Source organism: Tardiphaga sp. (genome assembly GCF_044336785.1).
Taxonomy (GTDB): Bacteria; Pseudomonadota; Alphaproteobacteria; order Rhizobiales; family Xanthobacteraceae; genus Tardiphaga.
The window spans coordinates 40489-63828 of the sequence record NZ_JBIIOT010000018.1; the positions used below are offsets into that span (position 1 = coordinate 40489).

Annotated in this window: 20 protein-coding genes; 5 read left to right on the forward strand and 15 right to left on the reverse strand. The window is 62.4% G+C overall.

The genetic code is table 11. The features are described from left to right. Positions 1-5: 5 nt before the first annotated feature. Together ACIQ2A_RS08075 and ACIQ2A_RS08080 are read right to left on the reverse strand one after the other, a co-directional pair. Positions 6-803 carry an ABC transporter substrate-binding protein gene (locus ACIQ2A_RS08075; RefSeq protein WP_398477668.1) on the reverse strand — a complete coding sequence of 266 codons (798 nt, stop codon included), beginning with the start codon at positions 801-803 and terminating at the stop codon, positions 6-8. A gap of 5 nt (positions 804-808) precedes the next feature. Beyond that, a complete protein-coding gene (locus ACIQ2A_RS08080) occupies positions 809-1591 on the reverse strand; it encodes an amino acid ABC transporter ATP-binding protein (protein WP_398477670.1) in 783 nt (260 codons plus the stop codon). A 130-nt stretch (positions 1592-1721) separates the two neighbouring features. On the opposite strand from ACIQ2A_RS08080, the gene ACIQ2A_RS08085 reads away from it, so the two are divergent. Further along, on the forward strand, positions 1722-2630 hold the full coding sequence (locus ACIQ2A_RS08085; RefSeq protein WP_398477673.1) for a LysR family transcriptional regulator: 909 nt from the start codon (positions 1722-1724) through the stop codon (positions 2628-2630). 34 nt (positions 2631-2664) lie between these two features. Here the strand turns inward: ACIQ2A_RS08085 and ACIQ2A_RS08090 are convergent, their stop codons facing one another. The 11 genes from ACIQ2A_RS08090 to purC all read right to left on the reverse strand — a co-directional run bounded on the left by ACIQ2A_RS08090 (position 2665) and on the right by purC (position 14901). Beyond that, positions 2665-4182 carry a cryptochrome/photolyase family protein gene (locus ACIQ2A_RS08090; RefSeq protein WP_398477675.1) on the reverse strand — a complete coding sequence of 506 codons (1518 nt, stop codon included), beginning with the start codon at positions 4180-4182 and terminating at the stop codon, positions 2665-2667. Further along, positions 4179-4364, reverse strand: coding sequence for a DUF2256 domain-containing protein (locus ACIQ2A_RS08095; protein ID WP_398477677.1), 186 nt, complete (start codon positions 4362-4364; stop codon positions 4179-4181). Before ACIQ2A_RS08095 ends, ACIQ2A_RS08090 begins: the two co-directional genes overlap by 4 nt. A gap of 132 nt (positions 4365-4496) precedes the next feature. Next, on the reverse strand, positions 4497-5966 hold the full coding sequence (locus tag ACIQ2A_RS08100; RefSeq protein WP_398477679.1) for an amidase: 1470 nt from the start codon (positions 5964-5966) through the stop codon (positions 4497-4499). 205 nt (positions 5967-6171) lie between these two features. Continuing rightward, on the reverse strand, positions 6172-7452 hold the full coding sequence (locus tag ACIQ2A_RS08105) for a murein L,D-transpeptidase (RefSeq protein ID WP_398477681.1): 1281 nt from the start codon (positions 7450-7452) through the stop codon (positions 6172-6174). 152 nt (positions 7453-7604) lie between these two features. Next, positions 7605-9146 (reverse strand): L,D-transpeptidase, encoded by a 1542-nt coding sequence (locus ACIQ2A_RS08110; RefSeq protein ID WP_398477683.1) that lies wholly within the window; start codon positions 9144-9146, stop codon positions 7605-7607. Positions 9147-9425: 279 nt separating this feature from the next. Next, on the reverse strand, positions 9426-11027 hold the full coding sequence (locus ACIQ2A_RS08115) for an ABC transporter substrate-binding protein (RefSeq protein WP_398477685.1): 1602 nt from the start codon (positions 11025-11027) through the stop codon (positions 9426-9428). Between the two features lie 187 nt (positions 11028-11214). Then, positions 11215-12129, reverse strand: a complete 915-nt coding sequence (locus ACIQ2A_RS08120) for a tripartite tricarboxylate transporter substrate-binding protein (RefSeq protein ID WP_398477732.1) — start codon at positions 12127-12129, stop codon at positions 11215-11217. Positions 12130-12244: 115 nt separating this feature from the next. Then, positions 12245-12982 (reverse strand): hypothetical protein, encoded by a 738-nt coding sequence (locus ACIQ2A_RS08125; protein ID WP_398477687.1) that lies wholly within the window; start codon positions 12980-12982, stop codon positions 12245-12247. A 115-nt stretch (positions 12983-13097) separates the two neighbouring features. Further along, positions 13098-13799: a phosphoribosylformylglycinamidine synthase subunit PurQ gene (gene purQ / locus ACIQ2A_RS08130; protein WP_398477689.1), complete on the reverse strand. Its 702-nt coding sequence runs from the start codon at positions 13797-13799 to the stop codon at positions 13098-13100. Between the two features lie 78 nt (positions 13800-13877). Continuing rightward, positions 13878-14123 (reverse strand): phosphoribosylformylglycinamidine synthase subunit PurS, encoded by a 246-nt coding sequence (gene purS / locus ACIQ2A_RS08135; RefSeq protein WP_398477691.1) that lies wholly within the window; start codon positions 14121-14123, stop codon positions 13878-13880. Positions 14124-14133: 10 nt separating this feature from the next. Beyond that, on the reverse strand, positions 14134-14901 hold the full coding sequence (gene purC / locus ACIQ2A_RS08140; RefSeq protein ID WP_211909433.1) for a phosphoribosylaminoimidazolesuccinocarboxamide synthase: 768 nt from the start codon (positions 14899-14901) through the stop codon (positions 14134-14136). A 380-nt stretch (positions 14902-15281) separates the two neighbouring features. On the opposite strand from purC, the gene ACIQ2A_RS08145 reads away from it, so the two are divergent. The 4 genes from ACIQ2A_RS08145 (at position 15282) to ACIQ2A_RS08160 (ending at position 21726) form a co-directional block, all read left to right on the forward strand. Next, positions 15282-15605 (forward strand): DUF1476 domain-containing protein, encoded by a 324-nt coding sequence (locus ACIQ2A_RS08145; RefSeq protein WP_398477693.1) that lies wholly within the window; start codon positions 15282-15284, stop codon positions 15603-15605. A 185-nt stretch (positions 15606-15790) separates the two neighbouring features. Then, entirely contained in the window at positions 15791-18109 is a 2319-nt protein-coding gene (locus ACIQ2A_RS08150) for a TonB-dependent siderophore receptor (protein WP_398477695.1), read from the forward strand. A gap of 255 nt (positions 18110-18364) precedes the next feature. Beyond that, complete coding sequence (locus tag ACIQ2A_RS08155) at positions 18365-20683, forward strand: TonB-dependent siderophore receptor (protein ID WP_398477697.1); 2319 nt, start codon at positions 18365-18367, stop codon at positions 20681-20683. Between the two features lie 11 nt (positions 20684-20694). Then, positions 20695-21726 carry an extracellular solute-binding protein gene (locus ACIQ2A_RS08160; protein WP_398477699.1) on the forward strand — a complete coding sequence of 344 codons (1032 nt, stop codon included), beginning with the start codon at positions 20695-20697 and terminating at the stop codon, positions 21724-21726. A 67-nt stretch (positions 21727-21793) separates the two neighbouring features. Here the strand turns inward: ACIQ2A_RS08160 and ACIQ2A_RS08165 are convergent, their stop codons facing one another. Both ACIQ2A_RS08165 and ACIQ2A_RS08170 read right to left on the reverse strand, forming a co-directional pair. Further along, on the reverse strand, positions 21794-22189 hold the full coding sequence (locus ACIQ2A_RS08165) for a hypothetical protein (protein WP_398477701.1): 396 nt from the start codon (positions 22187-22189) through the stop codon (positions 21794-21796). A 101-nt stretch (positions 22190-22290) separates the two neighbouring features. Continuing rightward, on the reverse strand, positions 22291-23310 hold the full coding sequence (locus ACIQ2A_RS08170; RefSeq protein ID WP_398477703.1) for an LLM class flavin-dependent oxidoreductase: 1020 nt from the start codon (positions 23308-23310) through the stop codon (positions 22291-22293). Positions 23311-23340: the final 30 nt, after the last annotated feature.

Consider the following 23340-nt stretch of genomic DNA (forward strand, 5'->3'; position numbering starts at 1 on the left):
TGGCCTTATGGCGCGACGATCGGGCCGAGCTTGTTCTTCTCGGCCGCAGCTTTCAGGCGTCCATCGAGCTTGATGGTCTGGACGAACAGATTCATGTAGTTCAGCCAGATCTGGTCGCCCTGGTTCATCACATAGGCATAGGGCGTCACCGACAGCGGCTCCGGCGGCGACAGCGTGACCGACCAGTCGAACTGCGCATTCATCTTGGTCGATGCGGGAAAGTCGGTGGCCATGACATCGACGCGGCGCGACATCAGTTCGGCCTGTACCGTGGCCGGGGGCGCCACGGCGACAAGCTTTGCATTCTTCAAATGCGCACGCAGGAACGGCTCGATATAGCTGCCGAGCGCCGTGCCCACATTCACGCCGGGCTTGTCGATATCCGCCCACGACTTGACCTTGCCGTCCTTCTGCACGACCGCATAGATGCCGCTGATGAGATAGGGCTGCGTGAAGGCCACCGCCTGCGCGCGCTTCATGGTGGCGCCGACGCCGAACATGCCGAGATCACATTTGTTGGCCTGCAGATCCGCAATGAAGGTGCTGAAGCTGGTCTCGACATATTCGAGCTTGACGCCCAGATCCTTCGCCAGCTCTTCGGACAGATCGATGTCGATGCCTTCGAGCTTGCCGGTGTCCGGATTGCGCAGCGAGATGGCATAGTAGTTCGGCCAGATGCAGACCTTCACCTTGCCGCTCTTGGTGATCTCGTAGAGACGGGACTGCGTTTGCTGCGCGCTGGCCTGCCCCGCCGTCAAAGACGAGACAGCCAGGGCAGCGACAAGGGTCAGAAGCTTTTTCATGGTCATCAATCCTCAAAATGCGTCAGGAAACGCCTGGCTCGTTCGGTGGTGGGATTTTCGAAGAAAAGCTGCGGGTTGCCCTGCTCGACGATGACGCCCTCGTCCATGAAGACGACACGGCTGGCGACACGGCGCGCAAAGCCCATTTCATGCGTGACGACCAGCATCGTCATGCCTTCGAGCGCCAGCGTGCGCATCACCTGCAGCACTTCGCGACGCAATTCCGGATCGAGCGCGGAGGTCGGCTCGTCGAACAACAGGATCTTCGGCTGCATCGCCAGCGCGCGCGCGATCGCCACGCGCTGCTGCTGGCCGCCGGACAATCGCGCGGGATAGGAATCGCGTTTGGCTGCCAGCCCGACTTTCTCCAGCAGGTTTTCCGCGATGGCGATGGCCTCGTCGCGGCCTGTGCCGCGCACCCGCATCGGTGCCTCGATGATGTTCTGCAGCACCGTCATATGCGGCCACAGATTGAACTGCTGAAACACCATGCCGATTTCGGGCCGCACCTTCTTGGCGGCAGCGCGCACGTTCGACGACGGATCCGCTTGCGCCACCGTCGCCCCATCCATCAGGATGCGACCATCGGACGGAGCCTCGAGCAGCGCCATGCAACGCAGCAGCGTCGTCTTGCCTGAACCGCTTGGCCCGATGATGCAGGTCGATTCGCCCATGCCCAGCGCCAGATCGACGCCGTGAAGGACCGTGTTGGCTCCAAAACGCTTCACCACGGCCTCTGCGGCCAGCAACGGGCCGGATGCGGGGCTTGGTGAACTGATCTCGGTCATGGCGGCAGACGCTCCAAACATGTCTTCGAGACATAAGCAAATCTGATGCCAGATATGGAAATTCGGTGATTACGGATCCTATGGCGATATTTTCCCGACATGCCGCCCATAAAACGTATAGATGGAATTTATGGATCTGAGGCTGATCGAGATTTTCATCGCCGTAATGCAGCACCGCTCGGTGACCGAGGCAGCTCGCGCGCTTGGCGTCACCCAGCCCGCCGTCAGCGCCGCGCTGAAACGGCTGGAGCAGAATGTCGGCTTCGCGCTGTTTCGCCGGGAAAGCCGGCATATCGTCCCGACCGCCGAAGCGCTGCTCCTGCATACGGAAGCGGTGCAGGCGCTGGCGGGCTTTTCTGAACTGGAAGACGCCGCAGCGGGGATTTCAGCCGGGCAGCGCGGCGTCCTGACCATTGCCAGCAGCCCGGGCCCCGGCATTGCCTGGCTTCCGCAGATCGTCAGCCGCTTCCGCCGCGACCGCCCGGCGACCCGAATCCGGCTGCTGACGCGCAGCTCCGACAATGTCCGCAGCCTGGTGTCATCGCGCGCGTTCGACATCGGCATTGCCGAGCCGCCATTCGACCGCACCAACATGGTGTTGAAGCGCTATCGCTTCCGGCTGCAATGCGTATTGCCCGCATCTCATCCATTGGCTGCCCATGAAACGCTCACCCCCGATCTGCTGGAAGGAAGCGATCTCATCATCACGCCGGGCAGCCGCACCTCCTACGCCGCCATCTCGCGCGCTTTTGAGGCCAGCGGCACGCCGTTCCATCCAGCGATCGAATGCGAGTTCTTCGCCATCGCCCTTAATCTCGTGATCGACGGCGCCGGCATCTGCCTGGTGGACGCCTTGAGCATTGCCGACACGCTGCGGCGGACGGGACCAACCGGCGCGCTGGTGGTCCGGCCATTCTCGCCTTTGGTTCATTACGAAGTCGGTGTCCTGAAACCGACAACCGGCGAGCTCAGCGTGCTCGCCAAACAGTTCGTCAAGCTGCTCGACGACTACACAGCGCCGCATCTAACCCGATCATGATAGAGACGCGCGGCTGAGCGCATCGCTCAATTCATCAAACGTCCAGCCCATCCAGAAACGCATCCGCCTCCGCAATCACCGCCGCCTTGCGCCCCTCGTCCCATCCGGCCAGCGTGCGGTACGGCATCGCCATCCGTTGATTGCCGCGCAACGTCGCCGCGTTGCGGATCAGGAAGGCCCAGTAGAGGAAATTGAACGGGCATGCCTTCGGTCCGGATTTGAGCTTTACGTCATAGACGCAGCTCGGGCAGAAATCCGACATCCGGTCGATATAGGCGCCGGATGATGCGTAGGGCTTCGACGCCAGCAGGCCGCCATCGGCGAATTGCGACATGCCCTGCACATTCGGCAGCTCGACCCATTCGAACGCATCCGCATAGACGACGAGATACCATTCGGCGATCTCCTTCGGCGCGATGCCGGCGAGCAGCGCAAAGTTGCCGGTCACCATCAGCCGCTGGATGTGATGCGAATAAGCCGTCCGCTTCGTCTGCCCAATTGCTTCGGCCATGCAATGCATGTCGGTCTCGCCAGACCAGTACAGCCACGGCAGCGGCCGCGTCGCGTTCAGCGCATTGGTTTCGGCATAGTCCGGCATCTTCAGCCAATAGACGCCGCGAACATATTCACGCCATCCGAGAATCTGCCGGATGAATCCTTCCACCGCATTCAGCGGCGCCCGCTTTTCGATGTATTCGCGCTCCGCCGCGATGCAGACCTCGCGTGCCGTCAGCAAGCCCGCATTGAGATAGGGCGAAATGACCGCGTGAAACACAAACGGTTCGCCACTCGCCATCGCATCCTGATACTTGCCGAAATTCGGCAGCGCATCGCGCAGAAAATCGTCGAGGGAGCGCAGCGCATCCTTGCGCGTCACCGCCCATTCGAAACTGTCGAGATCGCCGAAGTGATCGGCGAAGCGCGCGCGCACCAGCGCCATCACATCTCGCGTCAACTGGTCCGGCGCAAAGCCGAAGCGCGGCGGCAGCGCCTGTGCCTTCGGCAGGCGCTTGCGGTTGTCGTGATCGAAATTCCACTGTCCGCCCGCAGGCGCATCGCCTTCCATCAAGAAATCGGTCTCGCGCCGCATCTCGCGATAGAAGAACTCCATGCGCAGAACCTTGCGCTCTGCCGCCCAAGCAGCAAAGCACGCGGTGCTCGCCAGAAAGCGATCGTCCTCGCGAATCTCGACGGGCACGCCCGGATCGAACGCCTTCAGATCCGCCAGCAGGCGCCACTCGCCGGGGGACGTGACGATTACCCGCTCCGCCTGATGTCGCGCGACCGCACGCTGCAATTCGCCTGTGATGGAGCCGGTATTGCCGGCATCGTCGAGCCTGATGTAATCGACCGCGATGCCTTCGGCTCGCAGCTCTTCGGCAAAGTGCCGCATCGCCGACAGCACAAAGACGATCTTCTGCTTGTGATGCTTGACGTATGTGGTCTCGCCCGCGACCTCGGCCATGACAACGACGTCGCCGTCTTCATAGTCCTGGAGCGATGCGACATTGCGGGTTAGCTGATCGCCGAGCACGAGCCGCAGACACCTCACGGGCGGTCACCATTGACCGGCGCAGCGGCGGCCCGGTTGCGGCGCAGATCGCCCTTGCAACGCTCCGAACAGGTCTTCACCTGCTCCCAGTCCCGTGCCCACTTCTTGCGCCATGTGAACGGGCGCCCGCAGGCGGCGCAAAGCTTCTGTGGCAAGTCGGATTTGAGACGCATCTTCGACATGATACTTCGTCCGTCCACGCTTCCCGACACCAATGGGTCGCAGGCGCCGAAGTTCCGTGATTGACGGACTGCAGGGTGGGCAAAGCGAAGCATGCCCACCATGACCTTCGTAAGGCGACAGGGGAGCGGGCCTCAGTGGCTCACATGCTGCGCAGGCTGCTTGCCATCGTTCCACTTGCCATCGATCGCACGTTCGATTTGCGCGGCCAGCTGCAGCAACAGACCGTCATTGGCCTGCTTCGCCTGCGCCTGGATGCCGAGTGGCAGGCCGTGCTCCTGCGACGCCAGCGGCAACGAGATGCCGGGAATACCGCAAAGATTGGCAAGCGGCGTATAGGCGAAGAACTGCCAGAGATTGGCGAACCAGTCGTGCACCGACGGATTGTCGCTCATCGACAGATATTCCGTCGTGCCGATCTTCGGCGTCGGCTTCGCCGTGATCGGCGTCAGGATGATGTCGTAGCGCTCGAAGAAATTGCCGAAAGCGCGTGACGTCGTGTTGAACACCGCCTGCATGGCGGCACGTTCGGTGTAGGACGTATTGAGGCCATCTTCCCAGATCTTGATATTGATCGGCTCCAGCAGGTCCGTGGTCGGTTTGTCCAATCCTAGCCGCGCCAGATGGCCCGCGATCACCTGCGCGAAATTGCTGATATAGCAGGTCGTCTGTGCGGCGAAGGCGGCGCGGAAATCGACCTCGGGCACGGCCCACTCGACATGATGTCCGAGTCCTTCGAGCAACTTGCCGACACGCGCCAGCTCGGCGACGAAATGCGGCGGCGATTTGTAGTCGCCCCATTCATGCGACAGCGCGATGCGCAGTTTTCCGGGATCCCGCTTGATCAATTCGCTATAGGGCTCGGCCGGTGACCAGAACGGCATGAATTCGCCGGGCGCGCCGCCGCGCACATTGTCGACGAAGGCCGCGGTGTCGCGCACCGTGCGGCTGGTGCATCCCTGGATCGACACCAGGCCGGTCAGATCCGACATGGCCGGCGCCAGCGAATACACGCCGCGCGACACTTTCAGCCCGATGGTGCCGCACACGCCTGCAGGAATGCGGATCGAGCCGCCGCCATCGGTGGCATGCGAGATCGGCAGCACGCCGGCTCCCACCATCGCTGACGAGCCGGCCGAGGAGCCGCAGCTCGAATAGTCAACATTCCACGGATTGCGCGTGACATAGAACTTGTTCTCGGCAGAAGAACACACGCCGAATTCCGGCGTGGTGCTGCGGCCGATGATGTTGAGGCCGGCCTTGCGGATCTTGCCCGTCAGGAAGCTGTCCGCCGCAGGACGATTCCCCTGCATGATCTGCGAGCCGAATTCCTGCAGCCGCCCCTTCAGCGTCGGCCCGAGATCCTTCATCAGATAAGGCACGCCGCCGAACACGCCGTCCGGATTCATCCCGTCCTTCAGGGGATCGGCGACCACATCGTCGAACACTTCGACAACGGCGCTGAGCGCGGGATTGGTCTTGGCGATACCGGCAGCAGCCTGTGCCGCGAGTTCGGCGGGCGTCACCTCGCCCTTGCGCACGCGCTCGGCCAGCGCCACCGCGTCATGCTTCGCCCACTCATCCCAACCCATCGCCAAAGTCATGTCGTGCATCCGTTCAACAAGGTGATCGCTAAACGAAGCTAAGCTGCCGGCGCTGCTGCTGTAAACCGGCGACGCGCCGACGCATGGAGCCTATGCGCAAGCTGTGCCGCAGGGCGGATGAGCGCAGCGTCATCCGCCGCGGAGTTTCAGCAATGCAGTCGGCCGGCGGATGACGGCTTCGCCTCATCCGCCCTACGGCCGAGCACTAACGCGTCACCGGCTCGCTGGTCGGATTCAGAAACGCCTTGATGTCCGCCGACGCCTCGTTGAGTTGCGCGTCCTGATCGTAAACGTCGTTGCGGAACTGCACGATGCCGTCGCGCGCCATCCAGGCGGTGAGATAGACCCAGGCCACCGGCACCGGCTTGGTCAGCTTGATATCCAGGCGCTGCCCTGTTGCGATGCCGAGATCGATCTGCGTGCGATCCCAGTTCGCCGTGTCCTTCAGCAGCCACGCGGCGAGATCGCGCACATTGTCCACGCGGGCGCAGCCATGGGAATCGAAGCGATAGTCATTGGCGAACAGATTGCGCTGATTGGTATCGTGCATATAGACGGCGTAGGAATTCGGCATGTCGATGCGCACGCGGCCGAGCGCATTCCACTCGCCGGGATCCTGGCGCACGGTGACATCGGGCACCTTGCCCTCGCTCCAGTCCACGCTCGCGGGATCGAGCGCATTGCCGCGGCCATCCAGCACCTGCATATGCATGCGCGCGAGATAGCCGGGATCTTTTCGCATGCGCGCGGAGATCTCGTGCTTGGTGATCGAGGACGGCACCGTCCAGGTCGGGTTGAGATTGACGTTGTTGATCTGCGACGTCACCGTCGGTGACGGCTTCTCGCTCTTGCCCACCACGACGCGATAGCGCCGCACCACCTTCTCGCCCTCGATGGCTTCGGCATAGGCCGCGGGGATGTTCACGACGACATAGCGGTCGCCGAACTTGAAGCCGAGCGCCTGCATCCGCTGCAATGACGCTTCCAGCTGCTGGATGCGTTTCTCGACCGGTACATTGAGCGCCGCCAGCGTGCGCGGGCCGACCAGGCCGGTGGCGAGCAGCCCGTTGCGTAGCTGGAAGCGTTTCACGCCGGCGATCAGTTCATCGTTATAAGGGCCGGTGTTCTCAACGGTGAACAGATCGCCGGTGATGACGAGCCGGCGCCGCAGCAGATCGACATCCGCGCCTTCTGCGCCTGCCGCATATTTCGCTTCCGCTGGAATGGCTGGCCAGCCGCCCTTCGCGGCAATGGCCTTGTAGCGCTTGATCGCATCTTCGGTGCGCTGCGCAGACTGCGGATCGAACACCGGCTCGCTATATTGCGCGAGGATCGCCGCCGAGCGCTGTTCGGGCGTCATGCCCTTGATGTCGATGATGGCATTGGCATTCGGCGCCTTGGCGGGCGCCGGTGCAGGCGCCTGCGCGAAAGCTGTCGATGCACTCGCCGCCACGGCGACGATCATGGTGGTGAACCGCAATGTCATTGTTCAAATCCGATGTTGCCGAAGCAATAACCCGAGCATGAAATGAAATGTTCACGCTTTGATTAAGATCTGAATAAATGCGGTTACCGAGAGGTTAACACCCCCTCTTCGTCTTCGTCGCTTTGCTCCTCGCAATGACGGAGCGACTCGCCCTATTCCCACCAGTTGCGCTGAAACATCGGCCGCTCATTCTGGCCGCTGCGGCGGCGCATCGCATTGTTCTGCGGCGCGCGCTCGCGCGGGAAGAACATGCTGAAACCATCGTCGTAGTCGCCGCTCGCCACGTCCATTTCGGGGCGCGGCGTCGGCTTGCGGGTGACGAAACCACCCTGCGGATGGTTGTTCAGCACCGTGACGAATTCGGTGCGGTAATTGGTTTCGGCGCTCAGCGGTTCGTCGGAGATCACGATCGAGGAACGCGGCAGGGCCGTCGGCCCGATCCGGTCGAGCACTTCCTGCGGAATGGTGATGCGATCGAGCGCGCTCCTGGCGCTGTCGCCCTCGTCGATGGTGACGGCGCTCCAGCGCAGGCCTGTGCCGTCCTGCGCCATCGCCGTGAACACATGCGTGCCGATCGGCCGGCCGGCATCGCGGATGGTGACCGGCACTTCGATGCTGAAGTCGAACACCTCGCCGCCGCCATCTGGCGCCGGCTTGTGGGTGTTGCGGCGAACATAGAGCTTCTGCGTTTCGCGGCTGATATAGATCGAGACCGGTTCGGCAGCGAGCTTTGCGTCGAGGGCCGCGGTGGCGGTGGCCGCCTTCTTGGCATCGGCAGCCTTGGCTGCGTCCTTCGCTGCGGTGGCAGCGTCGAGCTTCGCCGTCGTATCGGCCTTGGCAGCCTCCAGCTCCGTGGCCAGTTCCGCAGCCTTCACCGCCGCCTTATGCTTCAGGTCCTCCGCGCGCGCTTTCGCCTGATCGGTCGAGGCAGCGGCGAGCGCCTTGTCGGCGGATGCGAGCTGGGCATCGGCACGAAGCTTGGCGGCCTCCAGCTTGCGCAGCGCCGCCGGCAGCGGCTTCGCCTCGCGGGCGGTCGATGTGGCAAGCTTCTTCGCCTCGGCAGCCGCCGTGGCGGCCTCTGCCGCCGCGCGCGTCGCTGTCTCGGCCCGCGCCGGGACCGCAGCAATCACCTCGGGCTTCGGCACCAGCAGTGCCGGATGAACAATATCCATCGGAGCCGCGTCGATCGGCGAGACGATCACCCGCATCCCGATCCGCGTCTTGTCGAACATCTTGTCGGCAAAACCGAATGGCATGCGCACGCAGCCATGGGAGGCGGCATAGCCCGGCAGCGGGCCGCCATGGAGCGCGACACCGTTCCAGGTGATGCGCTGCATGTTCGGCATCGCCGCATCGTCATACATGTTGGAGCGGTGGTCCTTGTTTTTCTCCAGGATCGCGAACACGCCGGACGGCGTCTCGCGTCCCCCTACCCCGGTCGAGACCGGTGCCCGCGCGATCCAGCCTTCGGCGTCGTAGAACGTCACTTGCTGGCTCTTGATCGACACGATGGCCATGATCGGCTCGCCGGCATTGCGCGGCGCCATCGCCTCGACGAGCCGCGCGGGGCGCGTCTGCTTGGCGGCAGCATTTGCCGCAGGCGGCATCGCCACGACGGCGAGCGCCACGACGGCAGATACCATCAAGCAGCGCGTTGCCACGGTGGATCGTACCGTCGCCAACCGAATTTTCATGCAATGCCCCAAATCAAATGCCTGGCTGGACGCCAATCTTGCAAATGTTGATTGCGATTTTATCAACTCGCCCTGGCGCCCTTATGGAACGACCCAAGGCCAAATCACCTTGCTTGCCCTCTTATATGACAGCGCGCGTGGGCGAAAGATGGCCTGCTGCCACACCTGCCGTCCAATGACCGTAGGGTGGGCAAAAGCGCAGCGTGCCCACCACCAAGTGCCGTGCGCGTGAAGGTGGGCACGCTGCGCTTTGCCCACCCTACAGAAGCTCCCTTCCGTTTACTGCATGCTCACCAGCGTCATGTCGAGGAACCAGGATTGCGGCGAGACGAAGCCCTTCACATTCTTGGTCATCGCGCGCGGATTGAGATCGTGGACGATGTAGAGCCAGGGTGGATTGTCCACGAGGCGCTCATGCGCCTTGCGTGTGGCGTCGGTGATCACCTTGGGATCGGTGGATTCCGCCAGCGCCTTCAGCGCGTCCTCGAACACGTCATCCTTCCACTGCTCGAAATTGAAGCCGTTCGGCGAGAAATTCGCCGCCGCAAAATAGCGCGCCATGATGCCGACATCCGACGACGGCGACGAGATATTGAGGCCCATCGCACCCTTCAGGTTCGGATTATCCGGCGTCAAGCGTGCGGCCGTGAGCAGCACCGTCCATTCCACCACGTCGAACTCGACATTGACGCCGCAAGCTTCCTTCAGGTTCTGCTGCATGAATTCGTTCATCGGCATCGGCAGCATCTGGCCGGACCCCGAGGAAGAAATCTGCACCTTGAAGGACAGCGGCTTTTGCGGCGTGAAGCCGGCTTCGGCGAGCATCGCCTTGCCCTTGGCCGGATCGAATTTGTAGCGGTTCGCAGGACTACCGAAATTCGGATCGGACGCCTTCAGCCAGCCCGATGACGGCTCGGCGGTGCCCGCCAGCAGGCTCACCAGCCCCTCGCGATCGACGCAATAGTTCAGCGCCTGGCGCACGCGCACGTCCTTGAACGGCGAATTGGCGGCGCCGATATTGTAGAACCACGGCCAGACATGCGGATAGGAGCCCGTGGTGATCGTGAAGCCCGCGGATTTCAGCGAGGCAATCCCGTCCGGCGGCGGCACTTCGATCCAGTCCACCTGCCCCGAACGCAGCGCGGCCAGCCGTGCATTTGCTTCGGGCACCGGGATCAGCACGACCTTGTCGACTTTGGCTTTCTTCGCGGCATCCCAGTAGCCGTCATTGCGCAGCAGCTCGACGCGCTCGCGCGGCACCACGCGGCTGATCTTGAACGGACCGGTGCCCGCCGCCGGCAAGGTCGCCACCTTGCCCCAGTCCTTGCCGGCTTTTTCGAACGAGGTCGGCGAGGTGAACAGCAGATAGACGGCCATATAGGGGAAGTAGGATGCGGGTGTCGTAGTGGTGATCGCCACCGTCGCATCGTCGATCTTCTTGTAGGAGCCCATCAGCGGCACGCGCGCCCGCGACATGCCCGAGGCTGCCGCCTCGAATTGCGGACTGTCATTCTTGAAATAGCGGTCGAGATTCCAGATCACCGCATCGGCATTGAAATCGCTGCCGTCGTGAAATTTGACGCCTTTGCGGAGATGGAAGATCCAGGTCTTGGTGTCGCCCGGCGCCTGCTCCCATTTCTCCGCAAGGCCCGGACGCAATCCGGCAAGCTGATCGGTCTTCGTCAGGTCCCACAGCACGAGACCTTCGAAGATCGGATAGCCCATGAAGCGCATGCCCTCGAAGCCGTTATTCGGCAGCCCTGTGGCAGTGGGGATATCCGCCGCCGTCATGGCGATGCGCAGCGTACTTTCGGCCAAGGCCGGTTGTGCCAGCAGCGTGGCTGCAAGCGCGAGGATAGTGGATGTCTTGCGGATCAACATGACGTCTCCTGCTATGGGCAAAGGCAAGGAGACGTGAGCAAGTTTCGGGCCAGCACACTTTTGTCATCACCCGCGGAAGCGGGTGATCCAGTAGACACCGGCCGATGTGATGAGCACGAACTTTTGCGTCTACTGGATTGCCCGGTTAAACCGGGCAATGACAGTGAGAATACGCAGCCGCCTATTTCTATTGCAGCAGCTTGTTGTATTTCGCGACATCACGCGTCACGATTTGCTGCAGTACATCCGGTGCATGCTCATTGGCATCGGGCGCGACCGTGGAGAGATCGCGAAACCGCTTCTTCACGACCTCGCTCTCCACTGCCACGCGTGCAGCTGCATTGAGCTTTGCAATGATCTCCGGCGGCGTGCCCTTCGGCGCGAACAGTCCGTTCCAGCCCTGCGCCTCGAAGTCCGGCAACCCTGCTTCGGCCGAGGTCGGCAAGTCAGGCAGCGAGCCCAGCCGCACCGTGGAGCCCACCACGATCGCCTTCACGAGCTTGTCGTCGATCGCCTGCGAGACGGATGCGGCGGAATCGCAGACGCCATCGATCTGGCCGCCGATCGCATCGGTCAATGCCGGCGCGGCACCGCGATAGCCAACCAGGGTGACATCGATGCCGGCCGCCTGAACGAAACTCTTGCAGATCAGGTAATTCGACGAGCCGACGCCGGCATGGCCGAGATTGACCTTGCCGGGATTGGCCTTGGCATAAGCGATGAACGCCTTCAGATCGGCTGCCGGAAAATCCTTGCGAAGCGCAACAACGCCAAAAGTCTTGGCGACCATGCCGATGGAGACAAAGGACTCCGGCTTGAAAGTCAGTTTTGGATAGATCGTGTAGGTCGCCGCGCTGGTGCCCGCATTGCCAATGGCGATCGTATAGCCATCCGGCGTCGCGCGCGCTGCACGCGTCAAGGCGGTCGAACCTCCCGCCCCCACAATGTTCTCGATGATGATGGTCTGGCCGAGCGGCACCGACATTTGCTCGGCAACGACGCGCGCGATCACATCGGATGTACCCCCGGCGGCAAAGGGTACAATCATCGTGATGGCGCGTGTGGGATAGGTTTGCGCGTGAGCAACTGCAGCAAACGACATCACCGTCAGGCTAGCCACCGCACGTCCGATCCAACGGTAAATCTGATCACTCACGTCGCGCACTCCGTATCAATCACAACAGCCCGGTGACAGCGTGAGATTGCGACTGCGGCTCTCACGCCGCAAGCGATTTCTCGGCGATGGACAACCATTCCGCCTGTGCCTTGCGGGCAAATTTCGGCGCACGCTTCATCTGCACCACGAACTCTGCGAACACGACTTTCGCTTCCGACGTGCGCCCCAGCGCCTGCAGCAGCTGGCCATAGCGAACATGGGCCTCGGCACTCGATGCATAACGCAGCAGCGCTTCGTATTCGCCGAGTGCCTCGTCGGTTAGCCCCGCGTCGGTCAGCGATCGTGCATAGAGGAGATGCGCGTCCGCGGATTCGAAGTCGGGCCACTGCTTCTGCAATTCGTCGAGCGTGGCGATTGCATCCAGCGGGCGTTTGGCACCGAACTGCGCCTTCGCCTTGGCCAGCGCATATTTCGCTTCGTGCCCGAGCGGCAAAGCGAGGATGTGGTCGTAATGCTGCACGGCCTCGTCGAAGCGGCTGATCTCAAGACACTCCGCCGCCAGCGCCGCGCGATTGGCGATCGTATCGGCGGATGCGAGCTGATCGACGAGCGCGCGATAGGTCTTTTCCGGATCGATGCGCTTGGCGACATTGCGGCGCGCCTGCTGCGCGGTGCGCCCGCCGAAAATCTCCGGCAGGAGTTCGATCACCACATAGGCGACCGCGCCGGCCACCGGGACCATCAGGATGATATAGGCCCAGGGCTGCATCCGGCCGGTGCGGGCAGCGTGATAGACTAGCATGATATCGAGCAGAACAATGACCAGAGCCAGCGGCATGAGCATCCCCTCAAGCAAGCAAATGAACGCTACGTGCCGGCAAGAGGCCGGCGACGTGTCATCCGATGCGTGATGGACGCTGTGAGATAACGCTGGGTTCGATCGCGCAGTGCAGCTATGCAGCGCGCGCCAGATGGGCGGCGAGGCCTGTGAACAGGCCGCGACCGTCTGTGTTGCCCATGATGTCTTCGACGTGGTTTTCCGGATGCGGCATCATGCCGAGCACATTGCCGTTCTCGCTGACGATGCCGGCAATCGATGCCGCCGCGCCATTGATATTGTGGAGATCGCCGACCTCGCCCGTGGGCGAGCAATAGCGATACAGCACGCGGCCATCGCCTTCGAGGCGCTTCAGCGTCTCTTCATCCGCGGTATAGTTGCCTTCGCCATGGGCGACGGGCACGCGGATCACCTGCCCGGCATTGTAGCCGCGGGTGAAGGCGGTGTCGGAACGTTCGACGCGCAGATGGACGTCCTGGCAGATGAACTTCAGCCGCGCATTGCGCATCAGAATGCCCGGCAACAGGCCACTCTCGCACAGGATCTGAAAACCGTTGCAGACGCCAAGCACGAGGCCGCCATCGGCCGCGAATTTACGCACCGCGTCCATCACCGGCGAGCGCGCCGCGATGGCGCCACAGCGGAGATAATCGCCATAGGAGAAACCGCCGGGCACGACGACAATATCGGTGCCGGCCGGCAGCGACGTCTCGGCATGCCAGACCATCTTGGCTTCAGTGCCCGAAGCAAGCTTCAGCGCCCGCGCCATGTCGCGCTCGCGATTGATTCCGGGGAAGACGAGAACGGCGGATTTCATGTCAGGCTCGGTGCTTCATTCAGTTCAAGACGATGCGCGCTGCGGTATTCGTGCGGAGTAAGGCTTCACGCAGAAGCGTTACCCCTGCACCTCAACCTTGTAATTCTCGATCACCGTATTCGCCAGCAGCTTGTCAGCCGCCGCCTTCAACGCGGCTTCGGCCTTCGCCTGATCGGCGCCGGGCGCGAGTTCGATGTCGAACACCTTGCCCTGGCGCACCTGGGCGATGCCGTCGACGCCGAGCGACTTCAATGCGCCCTCGATCGCCTTGCCCTGCGGATCAAGGATGCCGTTCTTCAATGTGACTGTGACGCGGGCTTTCACGTTCTATCCCTTAGCTCTTCACCAATACCGGACCGGTGCCCATCGGGCGCTCGTTCTCTGCCAGAATGCCGAGACGCTTGGCAACCTCGGTATAGGCCTCCAGCACGCCACCGAGATCGCGGCGGAAACGGTCCTTGTCCAGCTTCTCGTTCGACTTGATATCCCACAGCCGGCACGAATCCGGCGAGATCTCGTCGGCGACGATGATGCGCATCATGTCGTTCTCGAACAGGCGGCCGCATTCCATCTTGAAATCGACCAGGCGGATGCCGATGCCGAGAAACAGTCCGGTCAGGAAGTCGTTGACGCGAATGGCCAGCGCCATGATGTCGTCGATCTCCTGCGGGGTCGCCCAGCCGAACGCCGTGATGTGCTCCTCGGAGACCATCGGATCGTTGAGCTGGTCGTTCTTGTAATAGAACTCGATGATCGAGCGCGGCAGCTGGGTGCCTTCCTCGATGCCGAGGCGCTGCGACAGCGAGCCGGCGGCGACATTGCGCACGACGACCTCGAGCGGCACGATCTCGACCTCACGGATCAACTGCTCGCGCATATTGAGCCGGCGGATGAAATGCGTGGGCACGCCGATGTCGTTCAGATGCTGGAACAGGTATTCCGAGATCCGGTTGTTGAGGACACCCTTGCCCTCGATGACCTGGTGCTTCTTCGCGTTGAACGCGGTCGCATCGTCCTTGAAGTGCTGGATCAGGGTCCCGGGCTCCGGGCCTTCATACAGAACCTTGGCCTTGCCTTCATAAATGCGACGTCGACGGCTCATGGGGATGTACCGTGTGTTGTTGAAATCCATGGAATTTGGTTGCTCCGAATAACGGGGTAGACCCACGACGGAGCTGCCGTGAAGGCCTGGAACTCATCTGAACCGGTCTGTGCACCAATCTGTCACAGATTCTGAATACAGAACTGTGATCAGGAAACAGAACGAGAACCGAACCTTGGGGCAACCTACCCGATCCCCCCCGCCGATACAATCGATCCGGCCGGTCGGATGCGGGTTTTACCCGGTTGCACAAATGTCACGTCCTCGCAATGACCTGCGACCATGCGGCCGATTGTCCGTACGGCTACGCGCACTTAGTTAAGCCTCCAACCGGACATTACAACGCCGGCCCGACCACCCCAAACCCAGGGAACCCCAAGATGTCATCACTCGACAAGCGCGGACAGGATTTTGAACGCAAATACGCGCTCGACGAAGAGCAAAAGTTCAAGGCGACGAACCGCCGGAACAAGCTGCTTGGCCTCTGGGCCGCGGAAAAGCTCGGCAAGACCGGCGCTGACGCCGATGCCTATGCCAAGGAAGTGGTCGCCTCCGATTTCGAGGAAGCCGGCGATGACGACGTGCTGCGCAAGGTGCTGGCCGACCTCACCGCCGCAAATGCTGCAGTGACCGAGGCCGAACTGCGCAGCAAGATGGATTCGCTGATCGCCGAAGCCGTCGCCCAGGTGAAGGCCGGCGTCTGAGGCTGCGGGGGGTGTGGCGCCCAAGTTCAACGGCGCCTCACGCCCGACCACGACCTGAGATCGCTCCACGAGTATGCTTTGCCAGTTAGCTTTGTTCTAACTCAACCTTAGCAACATTCCGAAACAGATCGCCCGTTGATATTCCGAATTACGGAATAATTAACCTTCGGAAGCGAGCGGGCGACTTGACCAGTAATTTCTCGACCGGCCGTGCGACGGGCCGGAGCCATCTCCTCGGCAAACACCGGACATTTTGCCTCATCGGCGCAGCAATCCTGCTCTGCGAATGCAATACGCTGACATCGCTGGCACAGGCACAGACGGTGCTGCCCGCCGTCACTGTGGAATCTGCCACGCCAGCGCGACGCCCGACGCGCGCCACCACGGCACCGCGGCGTGCCCAGGCCACCTCGCCCCAACGCAGCGTCCAGCCCGCCCCGCCAACCGCGAGCGAACGCGCCATTGCTGCTGCCGCGGCCCGCTACCAGCAGATCCTCGGCTACCGTGCGATGCCCGATGCATCCACGCTGCGCGGTGCGACCTCGCCACTGAACACGTCACAGGTCGTCAATGTCGTGCCCCAGCAGGTCATCAGCGACCAGAAGCCGCGCAATCTCGACGACGCGCTGATCAATGTCAGCGGTATCACCCAGGCCAATACGTTCGGCGCCACCAATGACGGCGTGATCCGCCGCGGCTTCGGCAGCAATCGCGACGGCTCGATCATGCGTAACGGCATGCCGCTGATGCAGCTGCGCGCCTTCACGCCGGCCGTGCAGAGCGTGGAAGTGCTGAAAGGCCCGGCTTCGCTGCTCTACGGAATCCAGGACCCCGGCGGCATCGTCAACACCATCAGCAAGCGTCCGGATCTTTATCAGCACGGCGAGATTTCGCTGTCCGGCGCCACCTACGGGTCTCGCGGCGGCGGCGACGTCACGCTCGATCTCACCGGCCCGATCGGACAGGACGGCCTCGCCTATCGCTTCATCGCCTATAACGTCAACGAGGACTACTGGCGCAATTTCGGCACGCGCCATGAGACGCTGATTGCACCATCGCTGTCATGGTATGGCGACGACACCACGGTGCATGTCAATTACGAACATCGCGACTACAAGTATCCTTTCGACCGCGGCATTGCCTTCGATCCACGCACGCTAGCGCCCCTGGCCGGCGTGCCCATCACGCGCCGCTTCGACGAGCCGTTCAGCTCCACATGGGGCCAGACCGACCTCATCCAGATCTCGGTCGATCACCGCATCAACGAGAACTGGAAGCTGTATGCGGGTTACAGCTTCAATCACGAAAGCTATGGAATCGACCAGGTCCGCAACACCGGGATTGATGCCGTGACCGGCAACGTCACCCGCCGCGGCGACACCGCCCGTGGTCCGTTCAGCCACCTCAGCTATGGCACCGCGTATATGCAGGGCAATGTCTGGATCGGCGGCTTCAAGAACGAGGTCACCTTCGGCGGCGACGCGCAATATCGCGTCATCTATCGCGACGACCAGTTCGTCCAGACCGTGGCGCCGATCAATATCTACAATCCGGTCTATGGCGTGGCACAGCCCGCCTCCACCATTTCCAACCGCGACAGCAACGAGACCGACAAGCTTGGCACCCGCGCGCTGTTCGTCAAGGACACGCTGTATCTGACCGACTGGCTGCTGCTGGTCGGCGGCATGCGCTGGATGGAATACGACCAACTGGCCGGCACCGGCCGTCCCTTCAGCGTTAATACCAACATCATGGCCGACAAGATTCTGCCGCAGGGCGGCGTGGTCGTGAAGCTCAATGATCAGGTGTCGCTCTATGCAAGCTATACGCAATCGCTGAAGCCGAACTCGTCATCGAGCGCGCTGGACGGCGGCACGATCATCACGGCAAATATCGCACCTGAGGAAGGCATCTCCTGGGAGACCGGCGTCAAATTCGATGTCAACAAGCGGCTGTCCGGGACGCTGGCCTTCTACGACATCGACAAGAAGAATGTGCTGGTGTCGCAATTCGATCCACTGCTCGGCACCAATGTCTATTACACCGCCGGCAAGGTGCGCTCGCGCGGCGTCGAGTTCGACATCACCGGGCGCCTCACCGACAACTGGACCGCGATCGCGACCTATGCCTATACGGCCGCCCGCGTCACCGATGATCCGGTCCTTGCCGGCAAGGCGCTGCAATATGTGGCGCCCCACACCGCTTCGCTGTTCATGGTCTATGATTTCGGGACGCTGCTGCCCGGCCGCCTCCGTGTCGGCGCCGGTGCACGCTATGTGGACGACCGCGCCGGCGACGCCAGCAACACATATGTGCTGCCGTCCTATACTGTTGCCGATGCTTTCGCGACCTATGAGGTCAATCAGATGGGGCTGCCGGTGACCTATCAACTCAACATCAAGAACATGTTCGACACCATTTATTTCCCGTCGGCCCAGAACCGCTTCAACGTGATACCCGGTGAAGCACGGCGCTTCTCGCTGGCGGCGACGGTGAAGTTCTGACGTCAGGCCATCTCGATCGAATATCGAAGCCCGGCAACGCGCAGATGCTTTCCGCAGCTGGGTCCTCCGGAGATTGTCGGAAATGAGGTCAGGGCCTGAAACAGAGAGCGCGCCGGGCCGCAGGTGCAACATCGTTGCCACACTGCGTTGACAATGAGACCACTTTAGAGCGGTTCAATGCCCGCCTCGCAGAATTTGTACGCCACTGCTGCTAGATCGCAATCACGACACTTCTCAAACGTGAAAGCAATCGACGTGACCACCCACAACCAATGCAGCCCGAAGTCAGACCCGTGCACCAGTTTCAAGCTGCGCCATGTGCATTGGTTGATCGGCGCGGCCTTCCTCATCGGTGACGTCGCTTTCGCGATCGACAGCGCCGAGGCACAGACCGCACTGCCGGCCGTGACCGTGGAATCATCGTCAGCCACGCGCCGCCCGGCGCGCGCCGTGGCCACGCCGAGCCGCTCGCGCGCTGTCGCGGCCCGCCGCAACGCCACGCCGCCCCCGGCGCCGCCGACGCAGACCCAGCGCGCCATCGCTGCAGCCGCTGCGCGCTACGAGCAGATCCTCGGCTATCGCGCGATGCCCGATGCGACCACCCTGCGCGGAGCCACCTCGCCGCTCGGCACCTCGCAGGTCGTCAATGTCGTGCCGCAGCAGGTCATCAGCGACCAGCAGCCGCGCAATCTGGACGACGCGCTGATCAACGTCTCCGGCATCACCCAGGGCAATACGCTGGCCGGCACCCAGGACGCCGTCATGCGCCGTGGCTTCGGTGACAACCGCGATGGCTCGATCATGCGCAACGGCATGCCGATCAATCAGGGCCGTGCGCTCAATCCCGCGGTGCAGAGTGTCGAGGTGCTGAAGGGCCCGGCATCGCTGCTCTACGGCATCATGGATCCCGGCGGCATCATCAACACCATCAGCAAGCGGCCGGACCTCTACCAGCATGGCGAAGTCACTTTGCTCGGGTCGACCTTCGGCAATGGCAAGGACGGCATCGATGGCACCATCGACGTCACCGGCCCGCTCGGCGACAATGGCCTCGCCTATCGCTTCATCGCCTATGGCCAGAGCGAGGATTACTGGCGCAATTTCGGCACCCGCCGTGAATCGCTGCTGGCGCCCTCGCTGTCATGGTATGGCGAAGACACCACGGTTCACCTGAACTACGAGCGTCGCAGCTTCTCCTATCCGTTCGACCGCGGCATTGCGCTCAACCCGACCACGCTGAAGCCGTTCGACAACGTGCCGATCACGCGCCGCTTCGACGAACCCTACAACGCCATGTGGGGCAATTCCGACCTGATGCAGGCCTCGGTCGATCACCGCATCAACGAAAACTGGAAGCTGTATGCGGGCTACAGCTACAATGAAGAGACCTACACGGCCAACCAGCTCCGCGTCTCCGCGGTTACGCCGGCCGGCATCCTCAGCCGCAGCAATGACGGCACCGGCGGTGCGCTGACCCAGGTCAGCTATGGCACGTCCTATATGCAGGGCACGGTGTGGGTCGGCGGCTTCAAGAACGACATCGTGTTCGGCGGCGATGCCGAATATCGCGTGATCTACCGCAAAGACCTGATCCGCCAGGCCGTCGGAACGCAGAACATCTTCAATCCCGTCTATGACCGACAGGGACCGGGCACCACTGTCTCCGCCAGCGACAGCGACCAGACCGACAAGCTCGGCCAGCGCTCGATCTTCGCGCAGGATACGCTGCATCTCACCAACTGGCTGTCGGTCGTCGGCGGCCTGCGCTGGATGGAATGGGAACAGATCGCCGGTCGCGGCCGTCCGTTCGTCGCCAACACCAACACGATGGGTGACAAGGCCCTGCCGATTGCCGGCGTGATCGTGAAGGTCAATGACGAGATCTCGCTCTATGCGAGCTATTCGGAGTCGCTGAAGCCGACCTGGACCATCGCGCCGCTGGTAAGCCAGGTCACGTCCAATCTCGCCCCGGAAGAAGGCGTGTCCTATGAGACCGGCGTGAAGTTCGACTTCAACAAGCGCCTGTCGGGCTCGCTGGCCTTCTATGACCTGAACAAGAAGAACATCGCGGTCTCGCAATTCGATGCCGGCACCGGCACCAATATCCTGCGCACCGCGGGTGCTGCCCGCTCGCGCGGCGTCGAGTTCGACATCACGGGCAAGCTGACCGACAGCCTCAGCGCCATCGCCACCTATGCCTATACCGACGCCCGCGTCACCGCGGATCCGCTGGTCAATGGCAACACGCTGCAGAATGTTGCGCTGAACACCGGCTCGCTGTTCCTGACCTACGACTTCGGCACGCTGCTGCCGGGCCGTCTGCGGATCGGCGCCGGTGCCCGCTATGTCGGCGATCGTGCGGGCGATGCCGAAAACACGTTCTACTTGCCGTCCTATACGGTGGCCGATGCGTTCGCGACCTATGAAGTCAAGCAGATGGGCTTCCCGGTGATTTACCAGTTCAACGTCAAGAACATGTTCGATAATGTCTACTTCCCGTCGGCCGTGAACCGGTTGAACGTGGCCGTCGGCGATGCGCGCAGGTTCTCGCTGGCCGCGACGGTGAAATTCTAACGGAGTGAGTGATGCGAGCACGAGACTGGACCAGACTTCCCACCCTCCTGCTCACTCTCACGGCAACATTCCTCTCCTCGGCGGTCTCGGCCGCCGAGGAGATCAACCTCTACACAACGCGCGAAGCCGCGCTGGTGAAGCCGGTCACGGATGCCTTCACCAAGGCGACCGGCATCACCGTCAACGCCACCTTCATCGAAGACAATCTGTCGAAACGTGTCGCCAGCGAAGGCAAGACTTCGCCCGCCGACGTGCTGCTCACCATCGGTCTCGACAAGACCTCGCAATTCGCGACGCTCGGCCTCACACGCCCGATCAAATCCACTGCACTGGACAAAGCGATTCCATTCGAGCTGCGCGACCGCGGCCGCGCATGGTTCGGCATGGCCATGCGCCCGCGCGTGGTGGTGGCGCGCAGCGATAGCGCGCTGGCGTCGATCACCTATGAAGATCTGGCCAAGCCGGAATGGCGCGGCAAGCTCTGCATGCGCACGGTGCTGCACCAGAATAATGTGGCGCTGGTGGCCGCCTATCTGCTGCATAACGGCGTGCCGGCCACGGAGGCATGGCTGAAAGGCCTCAAGACCAATCTCGCCGGGCTCCCTGAAGGCAAGGACAACGACGTCATCCGCCGCATCGCCCAGGGTCGCTGCGAGATCGGCATCGCCAACACCGTGGCGCTCGCTCAGTTGCGCGATGGCCGCGAGGGCGCGGACTGGAAGACCGATGCGGACAAGGTGAAGGCGGTGCCGACAACGTTCCGCAATCGCGGCACGCATATGAACGTGACGGCTGTCGGTATCGCGAAACATGCGCCACATAAGGCTGCAGCGTTGAAATTCGTCGAGTTCCTCGTCACCGACGAGGCGCAGAAACTATTCGCCGAAGCGGAGCTGGAATATCCCGTGACAAAAACCGGCGCACGCGCGCCGATCGTCACGGACATCGGCTCATTCCCCATCGACGATCGCCCGATCGATCAGATCGCAACGACGCAGAAGGCCGCAGTGGATCTGATCCGGAAAGCCGGATTTACGAAGTAGCCACCCGGGCGCTCCGTGGACTCCCTCCCCCGACGGGGCTTGGCCGCTTGAGGGAAGGATACCCGTCTCACTCCTTCTTCAGCTTGATGCTGAAGGTGAGCGAGCCATTGACGGTGTAGCCTTCCGGCTGGCTCGACTGATAGCGCGGCGTGGCATTGAGATTGTTGGTGATCTGCTCCAGCACGCATTCCTGCGCCACCGTCTCGCGCAGGATGTCGCATTCGCGCGCGGCCGTGCTGTAGACGATGCGACGCGCGCGATCGCGCAGCTTCTCGGCCTCGTCGCTATCGCCGGTGGGTCCGGGCACGAAAATATTGATGTTGGCCGTGACGCGGGTATAGCCCTCCGGCACGCCGTTCGGGCCGAGCACACGACGACTCTCCACCTGCGCATGCACCGCGGTGGCCGCGGACACCAGCAGCAGCAATGCGGCGGTCGCCGAGAGATAGAACTTCGATGGCATCTTGCGTGTCTCCCTGTGAGAAGCGCATGATACCTATCCTGGATTGCATCCATATAAATGCGCGCGCAGAAATCCTGCACGCGCATTCATATCTCGTTAACTCACCGCCAGCCCATGCCCGGCGCCACATGCTTCATGATCGCCTCGATCACATGGGCATTGTAGTCGACGCCCAGCTGGTTCGGCACCGTCAACAGCAGCGTGTCGGCTTCGGCAATCGCCTCGTCGCCCTTGAGCTGCTCGATCAGCCGATCCGGCTCCGCCGCATAGCTGCGCCCGAAGATCGCGCGCTCGGTCGCGCTCAGCATGCCGACTTTGTCTTCATCGCCTGAGCGGCCGAAATACATGCGGTCCTGATCATTCACCAGCGCGAACAGGCTGCGCGACACTGACACACGCGGCGTTCCTGCATGCCCAGCCGCTGTCCACGCATCGCGATAGAGCCGGATCTGCTCGGCCTGCTGCACATGGAACGGCTTGCCGCTCTCGTCGATCTTCAGCGTCGATGACTGCAGGTTCATGCCGAGCCTGGCCGCCCATTCCGCCGTCGCATTGGTGGCAGCGCCCCACCAGATGCGCTGGCGCAGGCCTTCGCTATGGGGCTCCAGCCGCAACAGGCCCGGCGGATTCGGAAACATCGGATTGGGATTCGGCTGCGCAAACCCCTTGCCCTGGATGACGTCGAGAAACACCTCGGTATGCCGCCGCGCCATCTCCGCTTCGGTCTGGCCGTCCGCCGGCCCATAACCGAAGTAGCGATAGCCCTCGATCACCTGCTCCGGCGAGCCGCGCGAGATGCCGAGCTGCAGCCGGCCGCCGCTGATGAGATCGGCCGCGCCCGCATCCTCCGCCATATAGAGCGGGTTCTCGTAGCGCATGTCGATCACGCCGGTGCCGATCTCGATCTTGTTGGTGCGCGCGCCCACCGCCGCCAGCAGCGGAAAGGGTGCTGCGAGCTGGCGCGCAAAATGGTGCACGCGGAAATAGGCGCCGTCGGCACCGAGCTCTTCGGCCGCAACTGCGAGATCGATGGATTGCAGCAACGCGTCACCCGCCGAGCGCGTCTGCGACGAGGGTGACGGCGTCCAGTGGCCGAAGGAGAGAAAACCGATTTTCTTCATGTGAGGGTCTCGGGGTGGATCTGTTGAGAC